We start from the raw sequence: 22,791 nt of genomic DNA, 5'->3' as shown, positions 1-22,791 counted from the left end.
TCAGACCAGGCAGGCCGACAACATCTCCAGGATCAGGGGCGTCTGCGAGCGCTTCAGTCGCACTCTTGGCGGGAACGGCACAAGCAGCGGAGGCGCGGGCCACAGCCTGGTCAAGGCACTCGTCAGCGGTGGCGACAACGAAGGCCGCTTGTAGCCGGGCGGGCCACCGAACGCTGCGAGGACGAGACGTCCCAAGATGATCACGAAGAACCAGCCGTCGCCCACAACGTCTTCACCGACTCGGACCGTGGCGCCTCGACCCGCGGTAGCCACCCCGGACAGGTCCCGTGCGGCTCCCACCCACACCGTCACTCCCTCAGTGGGGGCAGCGTCGTCCCGTACCCACGCCTCTTGCTCGACAGGGGCGACACGTTGCGCCCTCGCACCGGCCAACTCCAGCATGAGCATGGTCTTGAGAAACCACCGGACGATCAACTTGCACTGCACGGTGGTCACCGCACGGTCCTGACCCAGGATCAACGGGGCCAGCACCGCCTGCGCGCTGCTCTCCAACTCCGACATCCACCCGTTGTTGCACGACGCGCACACCGCCTTGACCGTGATGCCCAGACCGAAGGCATGCCACTCCCGCAGCACGCCACTGCCCGGCGCTCCCTCATAGCGGTGCCCCACCGGCTCACCGATCGGATCCATCACCCGTCCCAGCCAGGCAGGAAGCGCGTGTTCCCGCGTCAGCCCTCCGGTCGCCCCGCACATCACACACCGCGTCGCCAACGCTCCCGCTTCCCTCGCCCGACCTACACACCCCCGCCAGCCGCGACGGTAGGTCGAGCACTCTGTCACGAACCGGATCCCAGCGAACGCAGGTCATGCAGATGCCATGCGCGCTCGATCATCCGCCGCGCCGCCAGCACGCTGAACGACACCTGCCCCTCCGGCGCGGTCACCAGCCCTTGCCGCACACCGGGCACCTCCGACGGGATGATCCGGGAGCGGTCGAGCATCATCATCGACGCCCACTTCTTGCCGTGCGCCGAGCCGCTGTTCAACATCCAGATCGCCAACATCTCCTCACCGGCACCCCGCAACGCCTCGTCACCGGCCGCGCGCACGATCGTCGAGTACGAGATGGACCTCGCGGCAACCTGCGCAACCTCGTCGACGGACAGGCCTCGCGCTCGCGCGATGTCCTGCAACTGGGTCTTGCGGCGGCCTGTGGTGACAGCGGGCTTCGTGTCGAGCAACCCCATCAGCTTGTCCCGCTCCACCAGGTCCGCCCACGTCACCCGAAGGCTCCGCAGGATCCTGGTGTTCCGACTGGGCGGGGCCAGCACGAACGCCGCGGTGGCGGCATTCTCCAACGCCGCCCGGAGCAGCGTGAACAAGGCGTGGGTATGCAGCACGTGCGCGTCGGTGACGAGCGACTTGGCCGCATGGAAGTGGTCCACCGCCGCAACCAGGCCGGTCACAGCCGTGTGGGATACCTGCCACAGCGCCGTCACCTCGTCATCCCTAGCCAGACTGCTGCCCGACCTCGGCGCGGGTACCGGACGTGAAGTCCGCACCTGCCACTGATCGGCCACCCCGAACAGCGGCAAGTTCCGCGGCCACCGAGTCACCTCGCCCATCTGCCAGATACGCGAGGCCGCCGACTCCGGATCCCACCCGGTCACCAGCAGCCGCAGCGCCTCGACCCGCCCGGCCGCGTCCAAACGCAAGCTCGTCGGCGATCGAGTGCCGCTGGGCACCGCTCAACACCCCCAACACCTCGGGCAACCACGACCGCAACAACGCCGCGACATCGCCGTGCGCCCACTCCCTGGCGTGCCAGTGATCGACCGGATCCAGCTGCACCGGGTGCACAGCGCCGAGCAGGCTCGCCACGACCGTCGGGCGCGGCCACCGCCGCGAACCAGGGAGAGCTGCGGGCGTTTACGCAAGCAGGCGGGCAAGTAGGAGAAAGGGATACTGCGGGAGACGACTGCGTATCTCGCGGAGGAGTGGTTTCGGACTCGCAGCCACCGGTTCATCAGCTGTAGTGGCCTGCGATGATGGGACCGTGGTGAACCCCGGTGGAATCAGGCTGCCCGTCGTCAAGGCGCTGATGGACGAGCTGGACGCAGCGGCCAGTCTCATGAAGCGCGCTGTCGAGCTACTCGAACGCTATCAATCGGCGGCTCACGACGCCGACCCGTTGTTGGCGTGCCTGTCCATCGGCGTGGAGAAGACGACAAAACTGACCCTGGGCATGGCGGGTATCCAGGACACCGGGCACTGGCCTGACAAAGTCACAATGCAGAATTTGTTGCGCCACCGCGTCGTACTGCTCGATTCGAAGTGTCGCGAGCACATGGCTTCACACGCTGAACTATCCAGCGTCACACCACTCATCCGCACACTACTGGACGAGGTCGCACAGGACCGCGTCCTGGCCGCAGTCTTGGAAACCCTCGATCGCTACGGCTCCCAAGGCCGCTTCCACAACCTCGACGCCCTGGCCGAAAGTCCGCAGGCCGAGCCTTCACCCCGAGAACTCTGGACCATGACGGAAACCATGGTTTGGGAGAATGACCCGACGCTCTTGGCGACCGCAGGTGGACCCGGTTTCGCGCAATCCCGAACGCGAGTGAACGGCATTATCAACGCGTCGATCGCACGGTGGCGTGAGCTGTACTTCCGCGCATGGATCACTGGTGTCCTGGGTTCCGATGCCCGCCAGTGGTCGGCCTATCTCGATCCGAAGTGATCATGATCCGCACGAGCCGACCCAAGGCCGTCGGCCTCGTATGAACTGCTACGGCCGACGGCGGGCAACTCGTCACCGATGACGGCCAGGGCTGGGGTGCCACGCAGGTGGGGTGCCGGTGTCTGTTCGCGGTCGTCGGCCGGGTCGCCGGCGGTGGGTGTGGTCGTGTCGCGTGCGGGTCGTAGGCGAACTGGACGACGGGTGAGAAAGATCAGGGCGGGTTGCACCGGCACCAGGTAGGTCAGCGGACCGCACGGCGACGCGGGAGTCGACCTTCTGAATCTCGTCTTATTGAACCGAAAGTGATCGACCTGCCGGAAGACGATCACTTTCGATTCAATAACCGGACCTTAAGCATCAAACCGGTTGTAACTACAACTTTCAATCGACTTGCCGCGGGAAGGCGTCGCCGAGCGGCCACTGTTCGGCGAGGCCGACCGCCGTGTGGCCAGGGGCGGCAGGTGGCTGGCGTTCGACCTGATCGCCGACGAGTCGCACTGTCGCCCAAGTCGGAAGCGTCGGGGCTTCGATCGAGTTCGGGTTGGGGCTGCGCCATAGAACGGGCGTGTTTATCGTCCAGGTCCATGGCGCGGGATTGTCGACGATGAGAACGCCGCTCACCCGCTCGCGACCTTGGGCGTGAGCAGTTGTCCAATAGCCGTCCGCCCGGCGATACAAAGTTGATGCGCCACCGGCGTGATCACGCTCGACCAAATTTCCGTACAGCGATCTCTCGGTGTCCCTTTCCTCGGGAAACCCGGATGCGTTTCCGACTGCCACAACGAAAGGAAGTGACAGGTCGCCGTATTTTTTGCCCTTCTTCCTGACCGCGTCAAACACCAGGCTGGAGCCACTGTCGAACCAGGCCAACGCTGGGTAGAACCCAATGGTTCCGTTCGATGGAAGACCTCGGTTTTCGATGCTTCGCGGGATAGCCCGGGACGAGACGGACCAGCCTGCCTCCCGCCAGACATGGGCCGACAGAGGCATGTCGTGTCGGTCTCGGTCAGCCAGGAATCGGTCCGGGTCCAACGCGGCGAGCCAGCGAATCAGGCCAGCTTTCAGTCGCTTCTGCGACGGCGCTGCCGATCCTGCCTGATTGACCGAGACCGCCAAATAGAAGTTGGGGCTCGGCACACTCTCGATGGCGTCGATCAGAGAAGGCGTCAACGCGCCGCTTGTCATGTCACCGATACGCTGCGCCGTCCAGATCGCTTCGATGACGAACTGCCTGTCATCACGGGTCACGAGGAAGTCCGGACTCTTGCCGCGACTTCCGAGTGATTGCTCGACCTGGACAGTGCAGCCTGAGCCGAGCAGCATCTCATGCAGATACAATTCCCACAGCGCGGAGTACACGTTCGCGTCGGAATTCCGGTCCAGCAAGCGACTGAGGAGGCCGGAGCGGCTGTGCTCCGGGAAATGCGAAACCCACTCGTTGATCACCTCACGAACCTGGTCCCAGTACGGCCCGGCAACCCGCTCGTAGAACTCCGCTTCAGGCTCGGAAGCCCTTCTTGGTGACGGATCCGTCCGGTTCCGGTTCGTGTAGACGACCATGACCCTCGATGGTATATGTGCTTTCGGCAGCCCCTCTCGCAGGGTCTGGCTCGACACTCGACGACGGCCTCGATTCATGCTGACAGGGATGCAGCCAGCCGTGTCGTGTAGCGGTATGCGGGCGAGCAGCGATCATGGTGTCGTGCCGAGCAAGTTGAAGTTCGATGCACCTGTCCCCCGTTGGGTACGGGTCCGGGACGAGTCAGAGGATGGCGATCCGCCATTCGACCTCGACGAGGACGGTTTCCTGCCTGCGCCGGACAGCCACGCGGCTCGCTCGGTCTCACAACTTCTGATCCGCCCCGATGAGGCAGCCGACAGCGGCGCACTGGTTCTGCTGGGCGAGCCCGGCGCGGGCAAGACCACGACGCTGTCGCTGGTGACCGGCGCCGACCCCGACACCCCGCCACCCGATCCAGGTCAGCCTGGCACGGTCTGGGTGACCGGCTCCGAGTTGAGCGACCCTACGACGTTTCGGGAGACCGTCGGCGAGCACCTGGCCGCCCTACCCTCCAGCGGGTCGGACCTGGAGCCACACCCACTGACGATCGTGTTGGACCAGCTCGACGAGAGCCCGTTCCTCCGGAACCTGCCTCGACGCCTGCACCAAGCGCTCAAGGATAAGGACGTGCGGTTTCTGCGGCTGCTGATCGCCTGCCGCACAGCCGACTACCCGGAATCACTGACCGCGGTGCTCAAGCAGGCGCTGGGCGGGTGCATAGTCGCTGACCTCGCCCCATTGACCCGGGCCGATGTCACCACTCTGGCCGCAAGCTTCGACGGTGTGGACGCGCAGGCGTTCGTGAAGGCTGTTGTCGCCAACGGCGCCGGCACGCTTGCCAGCGTCCCGCTGACGTTGGCGATACTGCTTGGTGCCTACCGCCAGAACACCCAATCGCTGACCCAGGGAGCGCTCGGTCTATTCGCCCTGGGCGTCGGGCACCTGGCCGACGAACACGATCGCGAACGTGCCCGGACCTGGGCGCCGATCACCAGTGTGCCGCAGCGCGTGGAGATCGCCGGCCGCATCGCCGCACGTCTCGTACTCTCCGGCCAGCGGGCGATCTGGACCGGTGAGTACGCGCTGGCAGATGCACACGATCTCACCGAGGGCGTGCTGGCCGGAGGAACCGAAATCGCGGGCGGAAGCTTCGACGTCACGCCCGCTGCTGTCGCTCAGACCCTTCGAACGGCGTTGTTCTCCCGAAGCGGCCCGCACCGTAGGGCGTTCGCCCACTCGTCGTTCGCCGCATACCTCGCAGCCCGACATCTCGCGATTCGGGCCGACCAAGGCGGCAGCGGTGTGCGCCGCCAGCTGGCCGGTTTGTTCCTGGTCGCAGCCCCTGACGAGGACACCGTCAGCATCCCGATCCACTTGCGTGAGACCGCCGCATGGCTCCTGGCGCACGCTCCGACTCAGCACCGCTGGCTGGCCCGCGCCGATCCTCAAGGTCTCGTGGCGCACAGCGCCGTCATCACCGATCATGATACGCGGGCTTTGATGACCGACGAGCTGCTGCGCCGCGCCGCCGAGGTCGAACTGTCCCAATGGTCTTGGCGAGGCACACGTTGGCACCTGGCGCATCCGGGCCTCGCCGACCAACTCCGCGTCGTCCTCGACACGTCCAACATCGATCCGGCGGAAGAGTGGAACCACGCCGAGGTGACTGTCGCCCTGCACCTGGCACGCGACTGCCCCGATGAGACTGTGACCGACCTGCTCCTGCGGTTGGCGGAGAACTCGCAGCTGCCCATCCTGCTGCGTACAACCGCTGCGGATGTCGCCATGGAGACCGCTGTCACCGTCGCAGCGCCACGGCTGCGAGCACTGCTCGGCACCCTCCAGGACGTGTCCGACGATCGCGACCAGGAGCACGACGAACTCGTCGGTGTCCTGTTGTCCTTGCTGTGGCCTGAGCACGCGGACCTCGCAGAGGTGCTACCGCACGGCCGACCCGTGCAGCAAAGACCGCAAGGCGTGTACCGGTGGCAGTTGGGCCAGTTCCCGCGTGCGGTCGCCGATGCCGATGTCCCGGCCCTGCTGAACACCGCACGTCAGCTGGCACGCAAGGTCGCGGGCCTGTCCGACGAGGGCGACCTGGTCGACGTCACGGGCGCACCGAACCACGGGCTCTCGCGCGAAACGACGCTGGAGGAGGTCCTCGCGCCGATCACCGACCGCGTGTCGGTTTCCTCCGATGCGCATCTGCATGTTCCGGCGTTGGCGGACCTGTTCACCGATCTCATCCGAGTCGAGTTCCGGCCGACGCTCCCCGTCGGGCTCGACCTCGTGCACAACGACGGCATCGAGGACGGCGGAAGCAGAGAACTGCGGCACGCGCTGGCCGAAGCCATGGTGCTGGAGATCGTCAAGCGCACAGGCGACCTCGAACTGGCACTCGCCCTCATGATCGCCCACGAGTGGCGACGCACCCCTTCATACCGCGACACCCTCGCCCCGATCGGAACACAGCGTGGCGACCGGACACACCTGCTCGACGACCAAGACTTCACCTGGGCGATGGACCGCGCAGATCACCACCACACCCAAGGTGCCCCAGCACACGCAGCGGCTTTGCGAGTCCTGGCGACCGCCATCGCCGACCTGTACAACCCCGCAACGTTCGAGCGCGCCTACACTCTCCGCGACACGCCTGAGTGGACAAACATCAAGTGGATGTACGAAGGCGTCGAGCTGGACAGTCGGCGCGCGAAGAACATGAAGCGCAGCTTGCGCGGACCGAAAAAGTGGGAACACGCCACCGAGTTCGCTCAGATGTAACGCCAGCGCCTGCGCGAGGCCGCGGAAGGCGACACCACCGCTTTCCATCGCCTCGTGCACGACCTACGCGCCGACCCGCTAACCGGGCGACCCGACGTCAGCGACACCTACGATGTACGTCGCCATGCGGGCGCGAGCCTGTGGTCCGAAGACGAGTTCGATCACGCCTTCCACCTCGCCGCCCGCCACTATCTGCTCACCGAGAACGACGACCGCGACACCTGGCTCGGCGCCCGGCTGACCAACCGCAAGGCCGAAGCGGGCTACGCCGCACTGCTGTTCCTGCGCAACACCGGCCGACTCGACGACCTGGACGTCCCGTGGAGTGCCTGGGTGGGTGCCGTCATCGATAAGGCACACCGACTAGGTGTGGCCAAAGAGGGCACTGCCTGCCGCAAGTTGCTCAGCCAGATGGCGGTTCGCGCACCGACTCAACTCGGCGACGCTCTCCAGCAACTGGTTCGTCGCGCCTGCAACGACGGCCAGCAACCGTGGGCGCTGAGCCACCTCGCCTCGGCACTCCCACCGGCCGCACACCATCTTCTCGTCACCCTCGCGGAGGAACTTCACACGGCGCTGAGCAGACAGGCCATCGACACCACGCCCCAGTCGAGCGACGCCTCACCGTCCCCGTCATCCGCCATGGACCAAGCCGACCGCATCACCTTGCCTCCGACCCAACAAGCTCGCGATGCCGCTCTCCGAACCTGGCAGGACCTCCTGCGCCACCCCCTGATTGCCGGAGACGCCCGAGCCGTCCAACTGGTCACCCAGGCGTTGGACACCGTCCAAGACAGCGAGACCTCGCATCCCGTAGGCGTCGCAGCCGGCGGGGTCCTGCTGTCCTCAGACGCAGCCACCGCATGGCCGATCATCCGCCCGAAACTGACAGAATCACCTCAATTCGCGCAGGACCTCGCCCAGGCGTGCGCGAACCGGATCACGAGCGATTCGATCATCGAGACGTTGTCCGACACCGAACTGGCTCAGGTCTACCTCTGGCTGGCCGACACCTGCCCTCCCGACACCGAGGCTGACCTGACCGCAGACTTCTACGTCACAGGTGACCAGGCGGTTCACGAATGGCGCAAAAGGACGCTGACCCTGCTGTCCCGCCGAGGCACCACCGAGTCGGTCCGCAGCGTCCGCAAGATCGTCGACCGGTTCCCGGAAGATCGCACGCTTCGGGCCGCGTTGATCAACGCACGGCGCCAAGCCCAAGCAGCCGCAGCCATGCTGCTCACACACGACCAAGTCACCACCCTCCTCGCCGACCCACACCGACGAGTTGTCCGCACGGCCGTCGAACTCGCCGAAGTCCTCATCGACACCATCGCCGACATCCAACGCGACCTGCATACCCACTCGAACCTGCTCTGGGACTGCGAACGCGTATCGGAACTTGACGAAACAACAGGAAAAAGCAAGCAACATCGTCTGTGGCGCCCCAAACGCGAAGGAGCGCTCTCGGCCTACATCGCCCACGAACTGCTGCTCAGACTGCAACTCCGCGGCATCATCGTCAACCGCGAGGTCATGATCAGGCCGACCGACGAAGGCGATTCCGGCGAACGTCCCGACATCCTCGTCGAGGCAACGGCCACCTCCTCATGGCTTGAGAGCATCGAGACGATCAGCGTGCCCATCGAGATCAAGGGCAACTGGCACGAAGCAGTTCCGACGGCCCAACAAGACCAACTGATGCGCTACCTGGCAGCGAAAAACACCGACGTCGGCATCTACCTGGTCGGCTGGTACGACCTGGAGCACTGGACCTCCGACGACCCGAACCCGAAACGAGCAGCTACGAGACTGAACTCACCGGAACAGCTGACCGAAATCCTAGAAGAGCAAGCCAAGCAGATCCGGGAAGGAACCGGAAAGCGTACCTTCCCCGCCATCCTCACAATCCCGAGAGCTACACCCAGCGGAAGGAGCGAACTGTCCGGCTGATCCCACCTGGAAGATCACCACACACCGATCGGAGCTCTCACACCTGGAGGGACCAGCTCCAACGGACGAGGTAGCACCCGCAGCTGTATGGAACGGCCGGTTCACAGCAGCCGTTCATCGAGGACTTCAGGCGTGCCCAGGCCGGTGACTAGGCGAACCTCGGGGGCTCCGAGCGGTCCCCACGGATATGTCGCCACGCCACCGCGGATCACGTTGCGTGTCGCCTCAGACCACGTGAGTGCGGTGGTGGCGAACAGCAAGCGGTCTGCTTGAAGCCACTCAACCGCCTGGCACTTCTTGGCCACCTCCGCCTGACCCTTAGCCTTGCCTCCGGCGAGGTGGTCGGTGCTCTTGCACTCCGCGACGGTGAGGATATCGTCGTTGTAAGTGATCAGGTCGACCTCGACCCTCGGCGTGCCCTGAAGAGCGAACTCCAGTTCCTCGACGTCCTGGAACACAGCCTTGGGCAGCCTCGGAGTCTGCGAAGCCAGATGTGCGGACAACAGCACCGAGACCTCACCGTGGTCACGCAGGAAATGACGGGCGACGGGGTGCAGGTCGTAGAACCACGTCGGTACGTCGACCGGCATCCGCCACGCCGCCAAGTCCAGCTGACCGGTGGCACCGCAGCGCAGACAGGTCCAGGTCTGCCCCAGACGCTCCAGCGGCTGGAACTGCACCTCCTCGCACACCGCACACCCCAGCACCAGGCCGCGGCGCAGCACCCCCGCGCGCAACGCGGTATCCGCCAAGGCCCGCGCCTGCTCACGCGACGTGTCGGGCATGCGCGCACACAGCCCACCGAAGGTCAACACACCCTGCTCGCTGGACAGCGCAACACCATCCCGGTGCGGGTAGGCATGACTGCTGGTCGCGCTCGTCGGGCGCATGCCGTGCAAGGCGCCCAGAAACGGCCCCGCAAACAGGTCGAGGAACTGTCGTCGGCCGCCCAGCATCCGTGCCAGCAGCGCGCTGCGCTGCCCGGCATCGCTGACGCGGACCTCCAGGCCGTGCTCGCGGCTCTTGGCCTGCACCCAGTCGGCGAGACCGAGATCGCGCACCGCGGGCCGCGCCAGCCGGTTGACCGCAGGGATCCCTGCCGCGACGAAGTCGAAGCGCTGGGACTGGTAGGTCACGCCGTGGCGGCTGGCCCGACCCCACGTCAACCAGGCAGTGGTCTCCGGGTTGAGCACCTCGTGGCGGTCGACTGTGCGTGGCGGTCGGCATGGGTGTGCCGCCACCGTCCGTGTGCGATCGGTCCACGAGCGGGGGTGGTGATCGGCTACCGCTTGCCGAAGCTCTGAATCGATCCGTCGAATCCGGCGCACGTCGGGGTGAAGCGCCGTCACTGGACTTGTTGGCGAGCTTCAGCAGGCAAGACTTGATGGCGGACCACGCCGAACCCTTGGACGGCGTCCGAGGGGAAGGAGTCTTGTGTGCTGGTGCCCGTAGGAGGAAGCGGGAGCGGCCTGATCGCGGGTGGGGGCGGGAGCAAGGCGAAAGTGCCCTTCTGCCGCCGGAGCGTCCTGATCGACTGGGACCACGGGATCAAGCTGTCCGCTGTCGAGATCCGTCCCGGCGTGGCGGTGTCCGGTGACACCCAGGTGACCGGACGAAGGCTGCGGGAGATGGGGTGGGGGTACGCTCCCGAGCGGCCCGCGCTGGGGCTCGCCGAGTATGTCGACGAGGTCGAGCACCTGGTGCGCCGGCTGGAGACCACCGACGCGGGGCGCAGGCTCATCGGGTTCTTCGCATCCGGCTTCCCGCTGCCCCGACGGCGCAGCACGTCCCTGGCGTGGGACTACGGGCCGGATGACTCGAAGTTCGGGATCAATCCACGTCGTTGGAAAGCGGTCACTGCGGCCGCGCCGCAGCGCGAGGTCTCCATCAACGTGGTGATCCTCCAGGATGAGACGTTCGAGGACCACTGCCATGTCTTGCCCGACGGGTCCGTCAGCGCGCATGCCGGGTTGGGGGCCGCGCCGACCGTCGTGTTCGGACCGCGCAACGGGGTGCTGGTCGACCGCCTTGCCATCGCCCCCGAACTGATCCTCGGGCACGAATTGGTGCACGCAGTGCACATGCTGTCGGGGAGCCTCAGCCGAGGCAGGCATGTGCAGAAGGCCAGGACCGGGGGCCCGGAGGCGTTCGCCGCAGCCCTGTTCACGGCCGAGACCGGGCTGGATGTGAACCTGCTCATCGCCTGGCTCGACCCGGCGAACGCCGCCGCCTACGACAAGCTCCCCAAGGGGCAGCGGGACCGGATCGACGACATGGTCGAGCTGTACGACGAACTCCTCGTGCTCGCGAGCCAGGCGCTCGCCCCGGTCATGCCCGTGCAGGAGAAGCCGGAGGGGGACGTGGTCTTCCAGAAGCCGATCGTGAACCTGGAGGAGACCAAGACCCACGGCGCGGACCTGACCACGGCGTGGTTCCACGGCGTCCACGTCGTGGTCGACCTCCGCCGCATCCGGCCGACGGTGGCCGAACGCGGCAGCGACGATGCCGCCAGCGGCGAGGTCCAGCGCTTGGAGAAGCTGCTGCGCGCCAAGCCGAAGGACAAGGCCACGGCCGCCGCGCTCACCGCCGCCAAGCTGGTCAGGCAGCTCCGCCTGTGCACCCGCGACGTCAACGAGGTCGTCCTGGCCCGACAGCTGGGGCTGCCGACGCGGATGTCCTACGCGCCCACGCTGTCCAAGCAGACGGCTCCCGGCAAGGTCGAGGCGCACCTGCACCGCCACCTGTACCTGCCGCTCAAGCGCGCCGACCTGCCCAACGAGACCTTCACCGGCCAAGCCCCCTACACCGCGCTGCGCACCGCCCTCGCGGGGGCCACCTCGAAGCCGGAGGACCCGGACTCGGTCGCCCACCTCGACGAGTACGTCGCGGCGCTGAACGCCTGGGAGTCCGGCAACCCTGCCCCCGCCGCCGCGAGCGGCTGGAAGCCTGGCGACACCCCGGTCACCGATTGCGTGACGGGACAACCGATCCGGACCGTCACGGTCGAGGCGGGCACGGTGCCGCAGCAGGTGCGCGAGCGGGCCGCCAAGGTCGTTGAGGACGTGGACGCCCATCCCGGCACACCCGTGGACAGCCGGGGCAACGAGCTCCTCCGCCGTGCCACCGCCGCCCCGCTGCCGCCTGCGCCCAAGCCCTGACCGGCCGTCCGACGACCCCTGGGAGCGCCCGATGTCCGCTGCCCTGCCCGTGTCCGACCTGCTGGAGAAGATCGGCGAGGCGGAGGAGTCCTCTTCCCCGCTCACCCTGTCGTTCGACCTGCTCGGGTTGCAGCACGCGCGCGAGTTCTTCGACACCTACCTCGGCGGGGCCGATCTGGTCGTGCGAGCCGGGTTCACCTTCGACGAGGACTCACTGACCCTCACCGGCGAGGTCGAGCTCGGCGAACTCGGCACGCTCGGCGGCGTGGCGATCACCTTCCTGGCGGACGAGGACGAGCACGTCGCCGGCCTCCAGGTGGCCGCCCCGTTGACCGGGTGGTCGGTGGAGGTGCCCTTCCTGCGGGTGGATCTGGACTTCCTGCGGGAGTGCGGGTTCGACTCGGCGGTGGTGCTGCTCGGCGTCGGCGTCGCCCCCGGCGGCGAGCTGCCGTCCTCGTGGGTCGCGGCCGGGGTGACCTTCCCGCTGGCGGGCCAGGCCGTGTGCCTGGTGGTCCGGGGCGAGGGGCTCGACAGCGGGTACGAGCTGTTCGGCGCGTTCGGGCCCGAGCTGACCCTGCCCGGCACCGCCGACCTCGTCGGCGTGCCCGGCTTCGACCCGGTCGGGCCGGGAGAACTGGTGCTGCCGGAGGAGATCCCGGCGGCGAGCGCGATCACCGGCCTCGACGTGCTGGTGCGGGTCGACGCGCACGGCATCCGCTGGGCGCGGGTCCGCGCCGCGCTGGTGGGGGCGGGCAACGAGCTGATCCCCGGCGTGGTGGTGCTGGACGAGGTGTGGGCCGAGTTCGCGGTCGGGCACGACGATCCCGACCTCGGCGAGGGGGTGGCCGCGGGCTACGTCGTCACCGCCGAGCTCGGCGCGACGGCGACCGTCCTGGGCAACCGGATGTCCGCCACCGTGCACCTGCCGAGCCTGGTGCTCACCGCAGACCTGGAGGACCCGCCCGAGACCGGAGAGCTGATCGGTGACCGGCTCGCGGGCAGCGGAATCCCCGATGGCGTGCACTTGTCGCACCTGTCCGCCGTCGTCCGGCTCCGGGACCTGGACTACAGCCTGTCCTGCGGACTCGACACCGACTGGGGCTTCTTCGACGGCCTCACCGCCGACGGGCTGACCCTGGAGCTGACGGGGCACCGCGGCGCGGTCGACGACATCGTGATCGGCGCGTCGCTGCCCATCGGGAACCTGCCCCTGCGGTTGGAGGCACGCCGCACGGCCGCGGGCGGCTGGTCGATGGCCGCGGGCACCGGCGGCGCCGACCTCGACCTCGCCGAGGTCGCCGACTGGCTGCACGACACCTGGGGGATCCCCCTGCCCGCGTCGCTAGCCGGACTGGTCCTGCACGGCGCCACCGCCACCTTCGACCCGGCGGCCAAGAGCTTCGCACTCACGTTGGACGGCGAGTTCCCCGTCGGTGACCTGTCCGGGTCGGTGCGGGTGCGGGTGCGGTTCGCGAAGAAGGGCGGCACGTGGGTCGGCGGCGCGGAAGGCGAGCTGACCCTGCCCTCGGGCGGGACCGCGGAGGAGCCCGCGTGGATGGACTACCGGCTCACCCTGGACACCGACCCGGACGGCACCGTGCTGACCGCGTCCTGGCATGCCGATCCCGGGGCGGGTGTGGACGTCCTCGACCTGCTCGGGGTGCTCGGGCCCGGTGTCGAGGAGGTCCGCGACCACCTGGCGGCGCTGGACTGGCCCGGCGTCGAGGGGGTGACGATCGCCTGCGCGCCCGCCACGGGCACGTTCGCGCTCGCCGTGGCGGGTGAGCGGATCGGGGTGCTCGGCGCGGTCACCGGCACCGGGCAGGCCCGGGCCCGCGCGGTCGTCGTGCGCGGTGCGCTGGAGGTGCGGGCCTCGGACCTGCCCGTGGTCGGCAGCGCGGTGCCGGCGGACCACGACCTGGTGCTCACCGGCCTCGGGTTCCGGTACGCCGCCACGGCGTGGACGCCCGAGCAGGTGGCCGACGTCGTCGCGGCGCTCGCTCCCGCCGAGGACCTCGTCGACCGGACCAGGGTGCCCGAGCTGCCCGCCGCCGGGCTGCCGCGCGGGCTGGAGGTGACCCTCGACCACAGCCTCGGGGGTGTGGCGCAGGACCCGCTCGCGCTGCCGATTCCCACCGGCGGCGCGGTGCTCGCGAACGACAGTTCCACCGCGAGGCAGCTCGACCTGGCACTGGGGCCCGCCCGGTTCCACCGCATCGCGCTGTCCTACGCCGCCGGCGCGGCGCACGTCGTGCTCGACGCGGAGCTGGCGCTGGGCCCCGTCCGGTTCGTCCTGTTGGGACTGGGGATCGGCATTGACGGCTCGTTCGGGGTGCGGCCGGTTCTGGGCGGCGCGGGCGTGCTGATGGACAAGCCGCCGGTGAAGCTGTCCGGGATGATGGAGCGCCGCGAGGACCCCGCCTATCGCGAGTGGTTCACCGGCCGCCTCAGCGTCGAGACCGGGTTTTTCGCGTTGGAGGCCGTCGGCAGCTACGCGCGCGGCCACGACGGCTGGACCTCGTTGTTCCTGTTCGGCGAGATCGGCAGCCGCAACGGGGTCGGGCTGTTCGGGGTGCCGGCCTTCACCGTCACCTCGGTGGCGCTCGGGTTCGGCGTGAACTCGACCGTGCGCACCCCGACCATCGACCAGGTGGGCGAGTTCCCGCTGGTTCAGCGGCTGTCCGAGGACGGCGACCCGTCGGCCGCGCTGGAACGGCTGGTCGGCCCCGACGGGTGGATCACCCCGAAGGAGGGCCAGTACTGGGGCGCCGGCGGGCTGGAGTTCACCTCGTTCCGCTTCCTGGAGGCCCGCGCGCTGCTGCTCGTGGAGGGCGGCCGTGAGTGGAACGTGATGCTGCTGGCGCGGGCCACGGTCGACCTGCCCAGGAACAGGTCCGGCGGACGACCGCTGGCCAGGGTCGTGGTCGACATGGCCATGGGCTACCGGGAAGCCCACCACCTCTTCTACATGGACGTCCTGATCGCCCCCGGCTCCTACGTGCTGGACCCCGACGCGCGGCTGACCGGCGGCCTGTCCCTCTACATCTGGGGCACCGACACCACGGCCGTGGGCGGCGGCCGGGGGTTCGTGTTCACCCTGGGCGGCTACCACCCGAAGTTCGTCGTGCCCCCCTACTACCCGCGCCCGCCGAGGGTGGGCTGGGAGTGGAAGCGCGGCGACGTGTCGATCCGGGGCGAGGTGTACGCGGCCGTCACCGACGGCGCGTTCATGGCCGGCGGCAGGCTGGAGGCCCGCTACGACCGCGGCCACGGCATCCGGCTTGAGGCGTGGTACACCGCGTGGCTCGACGTGCTGGTGCAGTGGAAGCCGTTCTACTTCGACCTGGACATGGGTGTGTCCGTCGGGGTCGCGGCCACCGTGAAGGTGCTGTTCGTTCGGGTTCGAGTCTCGCTGGAGGTCGGCGTCCGGCTGTCGCTGTGGGGGCCGCCCATCGGCGGCACCGTGCACGTCAAGGTCTGGTTCATCTCCTTCACCATCGGCATCGGCGCGTCGCGGAACAGCGCCCCCGCGGTCGACTGGGACGAGTTCAGCACCCAGTTGCCGTCGCCGATCGCGATCGTCCCGGAGTCCGGGCTGCTCGCCGACGTCGACCAGGAGGAGAAGGCGCTGCGCGCCGCCGAGAAGAAGCCCATCCTGGTCTCCTCCGACGGGTTCAGCCTGGCCACGCTCACCAACCTGCCCTCCACCAGGATCGTCCTCAACTGCACCGAGTTCGACCGTGCCGAGGCGACGTCGGTGAACATCCGGCCGATGCGGCTGACCGGCGCCACCAGCGAGCACGTCGTCACCATCCGGCTCGGCGACAAGCCGTTCGACCCGCAGGACTACGGCTGGAGCGTCACCGCGGTCGTCCAGGGCCTGCCCCGCGCGATGTGGGGTGACCTGCTGGACAGGCCGGGTGACGCGCTCACCGAGGACCCCCAGGTGCCGGACTGTCTGACCGGGCTCCGGTTCGCCGTCCCGCCGCCCGACCTCGCGCCCGCGCTCGGACCGATCGACGCCGAGGCGTTCGACGTGGACGCGCTGGAGCCCGCGCGACTGCCCGGACAGGACCCCGAGCCGAGAGGACCCGCCCCGCGGGAGGACCCGGACAGCATCACCGAGATCACCGGGATCACGGCGACGGCGGCCAGGCGGACCGCCGTCCACGAGGCGCTGTCGGCGATGGGTCTCGGCCCGGGCGCCGACGGCCCGCTCACCCACTACGCCGAGGTGGCGGCCACCGCCTTCACCGACAAGCCGCTGACCACGACCGCCCCGAGGTGAGACGCGTTGCCGACCCAGCCCGACCTGCGCATCAGCTTCCACGACTACTACCAGCCCCGCGCCACCGCCGGTGTCTACACGGTGGAGGCCACCCAGGTGCTCGAAAAGGGCGACGACCCGGTGCCCACGCCGGGGCACGAGCTGCCCGAGGTGGTCGAGCGGTTCGAGGTCAGGGCCGTGCGTTTCGTGCTCGACGAGTCCTCGGTGCACGCCCTCTACCCGGCCGAGGGAGCCGAAGGCGACTACCGGCTGACCCTGCCGCACATCACGCTCAACCGGGCGGTCCTGCCGTGGGAGCGGGAGACCGAAGGCCACGCCCTGGAGGACGTGCCCGTCCGCGAACCCTGGCTGGCGCTGCTGGTGTTCCGCGCGGGGGAACTGCCTGACGACCCCGACGCCCGCGGCGACGCCGTGTCCAGGACCGTCGAGGAGCTGCGCTGCCCCACCGAGAAGGACGTGCTCGGGCCGAAGCTCGCTGACGAGGGGATCGACGCCGACGTCTCCGCGAGCACCACGAAGACCATCGACGTGCCGAGAGAGGTCTTCTCGGCGGTCGTGCCGCGCCTGGACGAGTTGCGCCACCTCGCCCACGTGCGCGACGTGACCACCGCGCCCTTGCTGCTCGACGACGGCGAGGTGCTCACCGAGGGCCGCTACGCGGTGATCGCCGCCAACCGGTTCGCCCGCACCACCGGCGCCCACGCGGTGCACCTGGTGTCGCTGGAGGGTTGGAAGGAGTGGCTCGGCGACGCCGAGCCACCCGAGCAGGACCGGGCGGGCTGCCTGGACGACGGTGGGACACCCGAGGAGTACCGGGCGTTCCGGTTGTGCTCGCTGCGCTCGTGGTCGTTCCGGTGCGACCCTGCCGCCGTCCTCGACGCGCGGAGCCTGCTCGACGCGCTGGCCGAACCCGGGCGCGCCGATCCCGAGAACCTGGCGCCGCGACTGCGGCCCGCCGACGGCGGGGCGGGCGGTGAGGCGGCCGACTACGCCGCCCGGCGGCTGTGGCTGGGGTACGCGCCCGTGCCGTACCGGGTCGGCTCCGGCGAGCTGACCTTCGGCTGGTACCGCGGCCCCTGCGCGCCCGCCGCGGTGCCACCGGTCCCGGTCGTGGGCAGGTCCACCCCGCACACCACCGCCGACCACGCGCTGATCTTCGAGCCGGAGAACGGCCTGTTCGACGTCTCCTACGCCGCGGCGTGGACGCTGGGCCGCGCGCTGGCCCTCAGCGACCCCGCCTACGCCGCCGAGCTGGCCCAGGTCCGCAGGGAGCTGGCCAACCAGGCCGTCGAAGGGCTCGCCGTGGCCGGTGACCCGCACCTGGAGAGCCTGGGCATCGACCCGGAGCGCCCGGCGCGCACGGCCACCACCGCCACGGGCCTCGCCGCGGGCGGGCTCGGGCGCGCGCTGGTCGACGCGCTCGCCGCCCCGCAGCGCCCCGAGGACGACGTGCCCGCCACCCCCGGCGTGCGGACCCGCAGGACCAGGGCGGGTGTCGGCGCGCTGGCGGGCGGGCGGATGCAGCGGCTGCTGCGCCGCACCGCCCGCGAACGCGGCTCGGGGATGCCCACCTGGCTGGACGGGGTGGCGCTGCTGCGCGGCGTGCCCTTCCGCTACCTCGTTCCGCACCAGGACCTGCTGCCGCCGGAGTCGCTGAGGTTCTTCGTGGTGGACCGGCAGTGGGTGGAGTCGCTGGTCGCCGGGGCCCGTGACGTCGGCGTGCACACCGCGGTCGACGTGGCCGCCGACGCGGCCCTCACCGCCGAGGTGGACGCCGCCCGCACCGGGCAGCGGGCCGCCGCGGGGGTGCTGATCCGCTCCGCGCTGGTCAGGGCCTGGCCAGTGTTCGACCTGCTGGCCACAGCGTCGGGCGCGCCGGTCATCGAGCTGCGCCGCGACCACCCGGCACCCGACGTCCTGCTGTGCCTGTTCGGCGAGGTCCCCGACGAGGTGGTGATCAGGGAACCCGGCCAGGGCATCCACTTCGGCATCGACCACGGCGACGTGATCTCGCTGCGCGGGCTCGACCCCGGCCCCACCCTCGGCTATCCGCTGGAGCGCTCGTTCCCGGACGAGGGCACCGTCTTCGACGACCACCTGCGCCCCGCCGCGGGCACCCCCGACGTGCTGGACCTGCGCGGGATCGTGCCCGCGCTGGCGCAAGCCCTCGACCGCGACGACCTCACCCCGGCCGAGTTCGCGCTGCAACTGGTCAACGCCCCCGTCGAAGTCTCGATCAGGGCCGGAGCCCCCACCGAGGAGACCGCGTGACCGACACCGAACTCCTCGTGCCCGTCCGGGTGCACGCGCTCATGGTCAACCAGGACGTCCGCGCCCAGGACTTCCTGCGCTGGCAGCCGCGGTACACGATGATGCTCAACCCCCGCTACAAGCTCAGCGCCGAACCGGGACCGTACGAGGACGGCGACCTCTTCGACATGCCGGGCTCCGAGGGCGTCCACGTGCAGTGGCAGCTGCCCGAGGCGCTGACCGCGGGTCACATCGACCCCGAGACCGGCGAGTCGGTCTTCCCCCTGGTGCCCAACCGGTGGCTCGTCGTGCGCTACGCGCGGGTGGGCGGCGAGCGCAAGGTTGCCGGGTGGCTGGTGCAGAGCGACTACCTGGAGAAGCACGACGACCTCGGGATCGAGGCGTACACCCAGTACCTGGACCCGTTCGCGCCCGCAGGCGAGCCGCGCCACGACTACATCGGGCGCGCCCACGCGCTGGCCGACGGCCCGTGGCAGGAGCCGCCCGCGCGGCCGCTGTTCCTCACCGCGATCGGCCCCGGTCTCCCGGCGTTCGCCGCGTTCGCGCCGTACCACGAGAACGTGTTCCTGTTCCACGACACGCTCGCGGACCTGACACTGCCGGGCGGGAACCACCCGCCGGAGGCCACGCTCAGCTACCAGGTCTTCGGCTGGTACAGCGACGACGACGCCGACGTGCTGCGCCGCGCCCGGGACGTCCCCGAACTGCTCCCGCCCGACACCGACCCCGACGACGTCCGCGCGGTGGCCGCGGCGCTGGGCTGGTCCATACCCGACGCCCTGCCCACGACCGTCCGGCACACCCGGTACGCGGGCACCGCGCTGGGCATCCACTGGCAGCAGCGCGGCTACCAGCCCCCGTCGAGCAGGCCCGCCCCCGAAGCGGTGAAGGTCGCCATCGGCCACTCCACCGCCGACGCCGCCACCGCACTTGCGGCGCACCAGACCCGCTCGGCGCGGATGGGCGACCTGGTCAACGCGCTGTTCCACGGCGACCCGGACGCCCTGGACACCGCCGACGGCGAGATCGACCTCGCCGAGCTGACCCACGGGTCGTGGTTCGCCGCGCGCGACGGCGGCCAGGAGTGGGAGGTCACCACCCGTCCGGCGGACCCGGCCGAAACCCCGCCGCCGCCACCCGCCCAACCGGCCTGGGTGGCCGAGCTGAACGCCGACCAGGCCGCCCACGACTTGATCCCGCCGCGCCTGGAGGCCGCGCGGTGGCGGCTGTGGAGCCTGCGGTGGATGCGGGACCTGCCGGAAGAAGAAGGTCACCGCCCGCCCGACTACGTCGTCGACCCGGACACCTGGGACGAGCGCATCGCGCAAGCACACGCCGAGGTCGAGGCTCACCTGACCGCGCTGACCGCCGCACGGGCACGCATCCCGCACGCCGACGACCCCGACGACCTGCCCGCCGCCATCGCCGACTTCGCCGCCGGCAAAGGACTGACCTCGGAGTTCGAGCTGCGCAGGAGGCCGCTGGGCGTGTTCCACCGGCCCGCCGACCCGGTCGTGCTGCTCAGCGACTGCGGCCCGGTCGACCCGCTCGCCCGCGCCGAAGACGACCCGCTGCCGTGCAGGCTGCCCTCCGCGCTGCTCACCAGGGTCAGGATCGGCGACACCTGGGCCGAGGCGGACCCCGCCGCGCCGCTGCCACCCCACAGCGACGGGCTGCCCCCGGCGTGCGCGGCGCTCATCGCGGAGTAAGAGCTGCTGGAGCGCGCGGCCACCACCGCCGTGGACGGGGCGACCGCGCTGCACGCGATCACCACCGACCCCGACGGCTGCGCGGAAGGGCCGTGGCCGGAGTACCTGGCGGTCTGGTCGCAGCCGTGGCTGCCGATGTACATCCAGTGGCGGATCGTGCACTGCGCCACCCCGTACGCCGGGGACGACGGGGAGCACTGGGAGTTCGACGGTGAGCGCTACCGCTGGCTCGGCACCGGAGCCGAACCCGCCACCGACTCCGGCTCCGGCCCGGAGGAGCACGGCGGCCTGCGCAAGACCGACTTCACCGGCCGGGCGTTCCTCACGCCCTCCTTCTCCTACGTGCTGCGCGGCCAGATCGACCGGCAGACCGAGAGCGCGCCCGCGGGGCAGGTCTCGGCGCTGCGCGGCCTGCGCGCCGACCTGTCCGAGCTGAGCGTCCTGTCGCAACGCTTGGACGGCCTCACCGACTGGCTGCTCCAACGCGACGGGCAGTGCCAGGTCACCACGCAGGTCGCACTGGCCGGTGACGAAGACCTGGCCGAGCTGGTCGGAGAGACCAACCACGTGCCCGACGGCGCCGGCGACCGGCGCGACCAGCGGTTCCAGCCGGTGCGCGGCGGCCAGTTCTACTTCCGCGAACTGCACCTGGTCGACCGGTTCGGCCAGACCGTGCGCAAGGTCGCCGCCCAGGGCTCCCAGCCGATCCAGTTCGCGCCGATCCGCGCCGCCAGCGTCCAGCCGGACCGGCTGATCTTCCCCGACGCGCCCGGCCCGCAGCGCTACCTCCAACTCCCGCCGAGGCTGCTGCACGAGACCAGGATCCGGTTCGAGCCGACGCGCGAGGGGGCCGACACCCCGATCGTGGGCTGGCTGCTGGTCAACCACCTCGACCAGACCGTCCTCGTACACGCCCCCGACGGCCTGCCGCTGGGCGAGCTGCGCGTCGTCGTGCTCGCGTCGGACACCCACGAGATCACCTGGACGCCGCTGCCCAACGCGCCGCTGCGCCACCCGGCGGACGAGGACTTCCGCGCCGCCCACCCGCACGTGGCGGGCTTCGCCCTCGGGCTGCTCGGACGCGGCCCCGACGCGTTCACCGCGCTGATGACCACGATCGACACCAGCCTGGAGCGGATCAGCGACCTCACCCCGAGCGAGGACACCTCCCCGCTGCGGCTCATCGGCCGGCCGGTCGCCCTCGTCCGCGCCCGCCTCGGCCTGGAACTGCGCGGTCCCCTGCTCACCGACCCCGCGTGGGACCGGGTGCTCGATCCGCCGCGCGAGCCGTACCCGGACTGGCGGTGGACGGTCCGGCTCGGCGACGCCGAACAGCTCAAGGACGGCCTCATCGGCTACTACCAGGCGCCGGAGCCGGGCGCGCCCGTCGAGTACGAGGCGCTGCACGCGGTCACCCCCGCCGGGGCGGGCGGTTACGTCGAACCGATCGGCACCGGCTCGGGCGTCCGGGTGCGAGCCCGGCTCTCCGACGACCTCGAACCACTGGACCTGACCCTGCTGATGTGCCCGCACAGCGCCGTCCACGCCACCACCGACATCCTCCCGATCGCCGCGCTGCGCGTGGACACCGAGGTCGTCGGCGCGGCGCTGCGCCGCATCCGGGCGGCGTTCCGGCTCAACCCGCTGCTCGCCGTCGAACGCGGCCCACGCGACGGCACTTCGGACGACGAACAGCCCGGCGTGGTCATGCCCAAGCCGGCGCAGTGGCACGGCGAGTGGACCTGGGCCGAACCGGTCGTGGTGGACGCCGCGCCGCTGCCGGACTGGGCCGAGCTGCCGATCCTGGCCTCCGACGACTCCGCCCGCGTCGACGACCCCGTACCGTCCGCCCGCGCGGGCTACCTGCTGCTGCGCCCGACCGACCCGGCCGGAGAGGAGAACACGTGAGCGAGGACCGACCACTGCTGTTGCCGTACCGGTTGGAGAGCCGCGCGGGATCGAAGGCCGCCGTCGACGCCACCGCGCCCGGCACGCGGCTCCTGCTCACCGTCGGAGGCCCTTCCGCCGAGCACGAGACGCAGGTGCGCTGCGACGGCTTCGTGCTGTCCGTGCCCGTCGACCCGGCGGTGCGGCACGCCCCGCACCTGCGCGGCACCCCCGTGCGGGGCCGCGCTCAAGGAAGGCACTGGTGGATCGCCGCCGACCGGACCGACCCGGCGGTGCTGAGGCTGGAGTGCGTCCCGGACGAGCCCGCCACCTTCGACGGCACCTGGTCGGTGACGTTCGAGATCGACCTCCCTGTCCCGGTCGGCTCGGCGGCGGCCGAGATCAGCGAGCGCGCCGCCGCCGGAACCGCCGCCCTGACCGCCCGCACCGCACCAGTCCCGATCACGCAGGCATAG

Annotated in this window: 13 protein-coding genes; 9 read left to right on the top strand and 4 right to left on the bottom strand. The window is 70.0% G+C overall.

The annotated features are described in order from the left end of the window. The gene (locus tag ACQPZF_RS27120; RefSeq protein ID WP_433261548.1) at nt 1-654 is read right to left on the bottom strand and encodes a hypothetical protein; all 654 of its coding nucleotides are present in this window, start codon (nt 652-654) and stop codon (nt 1-3) included. Between the two features lie 146 nt (nt 655-800). Further along, nucleotides 801-1,430: a hypothetical protein gene (locus ACQPZF_RS27115; RefSeq protein ID WP_433261546.1), complete on the bottom strand. Its 630-nt coding sequence runs from the start codon at nt 1,428-1,430 to the stop codon at nt 801-803. Between the two features lie 590 nt (nt 1,431-2,020). On the opposite strand from ACQPZF_RS27115, the gene ACQPZF_RS27110 reads away from it, so the two are divergent. Beyond that, a complete protein-coding gene (locus tag ACQPZF_RS27110) occupies nt 2,021-2,707 on the top strand; it encodes a hypothetical protein (RefSeq protein ID WP_433261544.1) in 687 nt (228 codons plus the stop codon). 381 nt (nt 2,708-3,088) lie between these two features. Here the strand turns inward: ACQPZF_RS27110 and ACQPZF_RS27105 are convergent, their stop codons facing one another. Then, the gene (locus tag ACQPZF_RS27105) at nt 3,089-4,267 is read right to left on the bottom strand and encodes a hypothetical protein (protein WP_433261542.1); all 1,179 of its coding nucleotides are present in this window, start codon (nt 4,265-4,267) and stop codon (nt 3,089-3,091) included. 142 nt (nt 4,268-4,409) lie between these two features. On the opposite strand from ACQPZF_RS27105, the gene ACQPZF_RS27100 reads away from it, so the two are divergent. Next, nucleotides 4,410-7,049 carry an NACHT domain-containing protein gene (locus ACQPZF_RS27100; protein WP_433261540.1) on the top strand — a complete coding sequence of 880 codons (2,640 nt, stop codon included), beginning with the start codon at nt 4,410-4,412 and terminating at the stop codon, nt 7,047-7,049. Nucleotides 7,050-7,103: 54 nt separating this feature from the next. Further along, nucleotides 7,104-9,002, top strand: a complete 1,899-nt coding sequence (locus ACQPZF_RS27095; protein WP_433261538.1) for a hypothetical protein — start codon at nt 7,104-7,106, stop codon at nt 9,000-9,002. A 101-nt stretch (nt 9,003-9,103) separates the two neighbouring features. Here ACQPZF_RS27095 and ACQPZF_RS27090 read toward each other — a convergent pair whose 3' ends face one another. Further along, a complete protein-coding gene (locus ACQPZF_RS27090) occupies nt 9,104-10,138 on the bottom strand; it encodes a hypothetical protein (RefSeq protein ID WP_433261536.1) in 1,035 nt (344 codons plus the stop codon). A gap of 300 nt (nt 10,139-10,438) precedes the next feature. Between ACQPZF_RS27090 and ACQPZF_RS27085 the strand changes: the two genes are divergently transcribed. Genes ACQPZF_RS27085 through ACQPZF_RS27060 form a run of 6 tightly spaced genes read left to right on the top strand, consistent with a single transcriptional unit; the run spans nt 10,439 to nt 22,791 of the window. Further along, nucleotides 10,439-12,160, top strand: a complete 1,722-nt coding sequence (locus ACQPZF_RS27085; protein WP_433261534.1) for a hypothetical protein — start codon at nt 10,439-10,441, stop codon at nt 12,158-12,160. Nucleotides 12,161-12,191: 31 nt separating this feature from the next. Further along, nucleotides 12,192-16,448 (top strand): DUF6603 domain-containing protein, encoded by a 4,257-nt coding sequence (locus tag ACQPZF_RS27080; protein WP_433261532.1) that lies wholly within the window; start codon nt 12,192-12,194, stop codon nt 16,446-16,448. A 6-nt stretch (nt 16,449-16,454) separates the two neighbouring features. After that, complete coding sequence (locus tag ACQPZF_RS27075) at nt 16,455-18,719, top strand: hypothetical protein (protein ID WP_433261530.1); 2,265 nt, start codon at nt 16,455-16,457, stop codon at nt 18,717-18,719. Further along, entirely contained in the window at nt 18,716-20,428 is a 1,713-nt protein-coding gene (locus ACQPZF_RS27070) for a hypothetical protein (RefSeq protein ID WP_433261528.1), read from the top strand. Before ACQPZF_RS27075 ends, ACQPZF_RS27070 begins: the two co-directional genes overlap by 4 nt. A gap of 30 nt (nt 20,429-20,458) precedes the next feature. Next, nucleotides 20,459-22,336, top strand: a complete 1,878-nt coding sequence (locus tag ACQPZF_RS27065) for a hypothetical protein (RefSeq protein ID WP_433261526.1) — start codon at nt 20,459-20,461, stop codon at nt 22,334-22,336. Continuing rightward, complete coding sequence (locus tag ACQPZF_RS27060) at nt 22,333-22,791, top strand: hypothetical protein (protein WP_433261524.1); 459 nt, start codon at nt 22,333-22,335, stop codon at nt 22,789-22,791. Before ACQPZF_RS27065 ends, ACQPZF_RS27060 begins: the two co-directional genes overlap by 4 nt.

It is taken from the genome of Actinosynnema sp. CS-041913 (assembly GCF_050942485.1).
Lineage (GTDB): Bacteria > Actinomycetota > Actinomycetes > Mycobacteriales > Pseudonocardiaceae > Actinosynnema.
This window is presented reverse-complemented; position numbering and strand designations above follow the sequence as displayed.

What these genes read in the sequence shown, in the direction of transcription:
- ACQPZF_RS27120 (WP_433261548.1), bottom strand. Translation starts at nt 654, where the DNA reads ATGGATCCGATCGGTGAGCCGGTGGGGCACCGCTATGAGGGAGCGCCG.
- ACQPZF_RS27105 (WP_433261542.1), bottom strand. Translation starts at nt 4,267, where the DNA reads ATGGTCGTCTACACGAACCGGAACCGGACGGATCCGTCACCAAGAAGG.
- ACQPZF_RS27080 (WP_433261532.1), top strand. Translation starts at nt 12,192, where the DNA reads ATGTCCGCTGCCCTGCCCGTGTCCGACCTGCTGGAGAAGATCGGCGAG.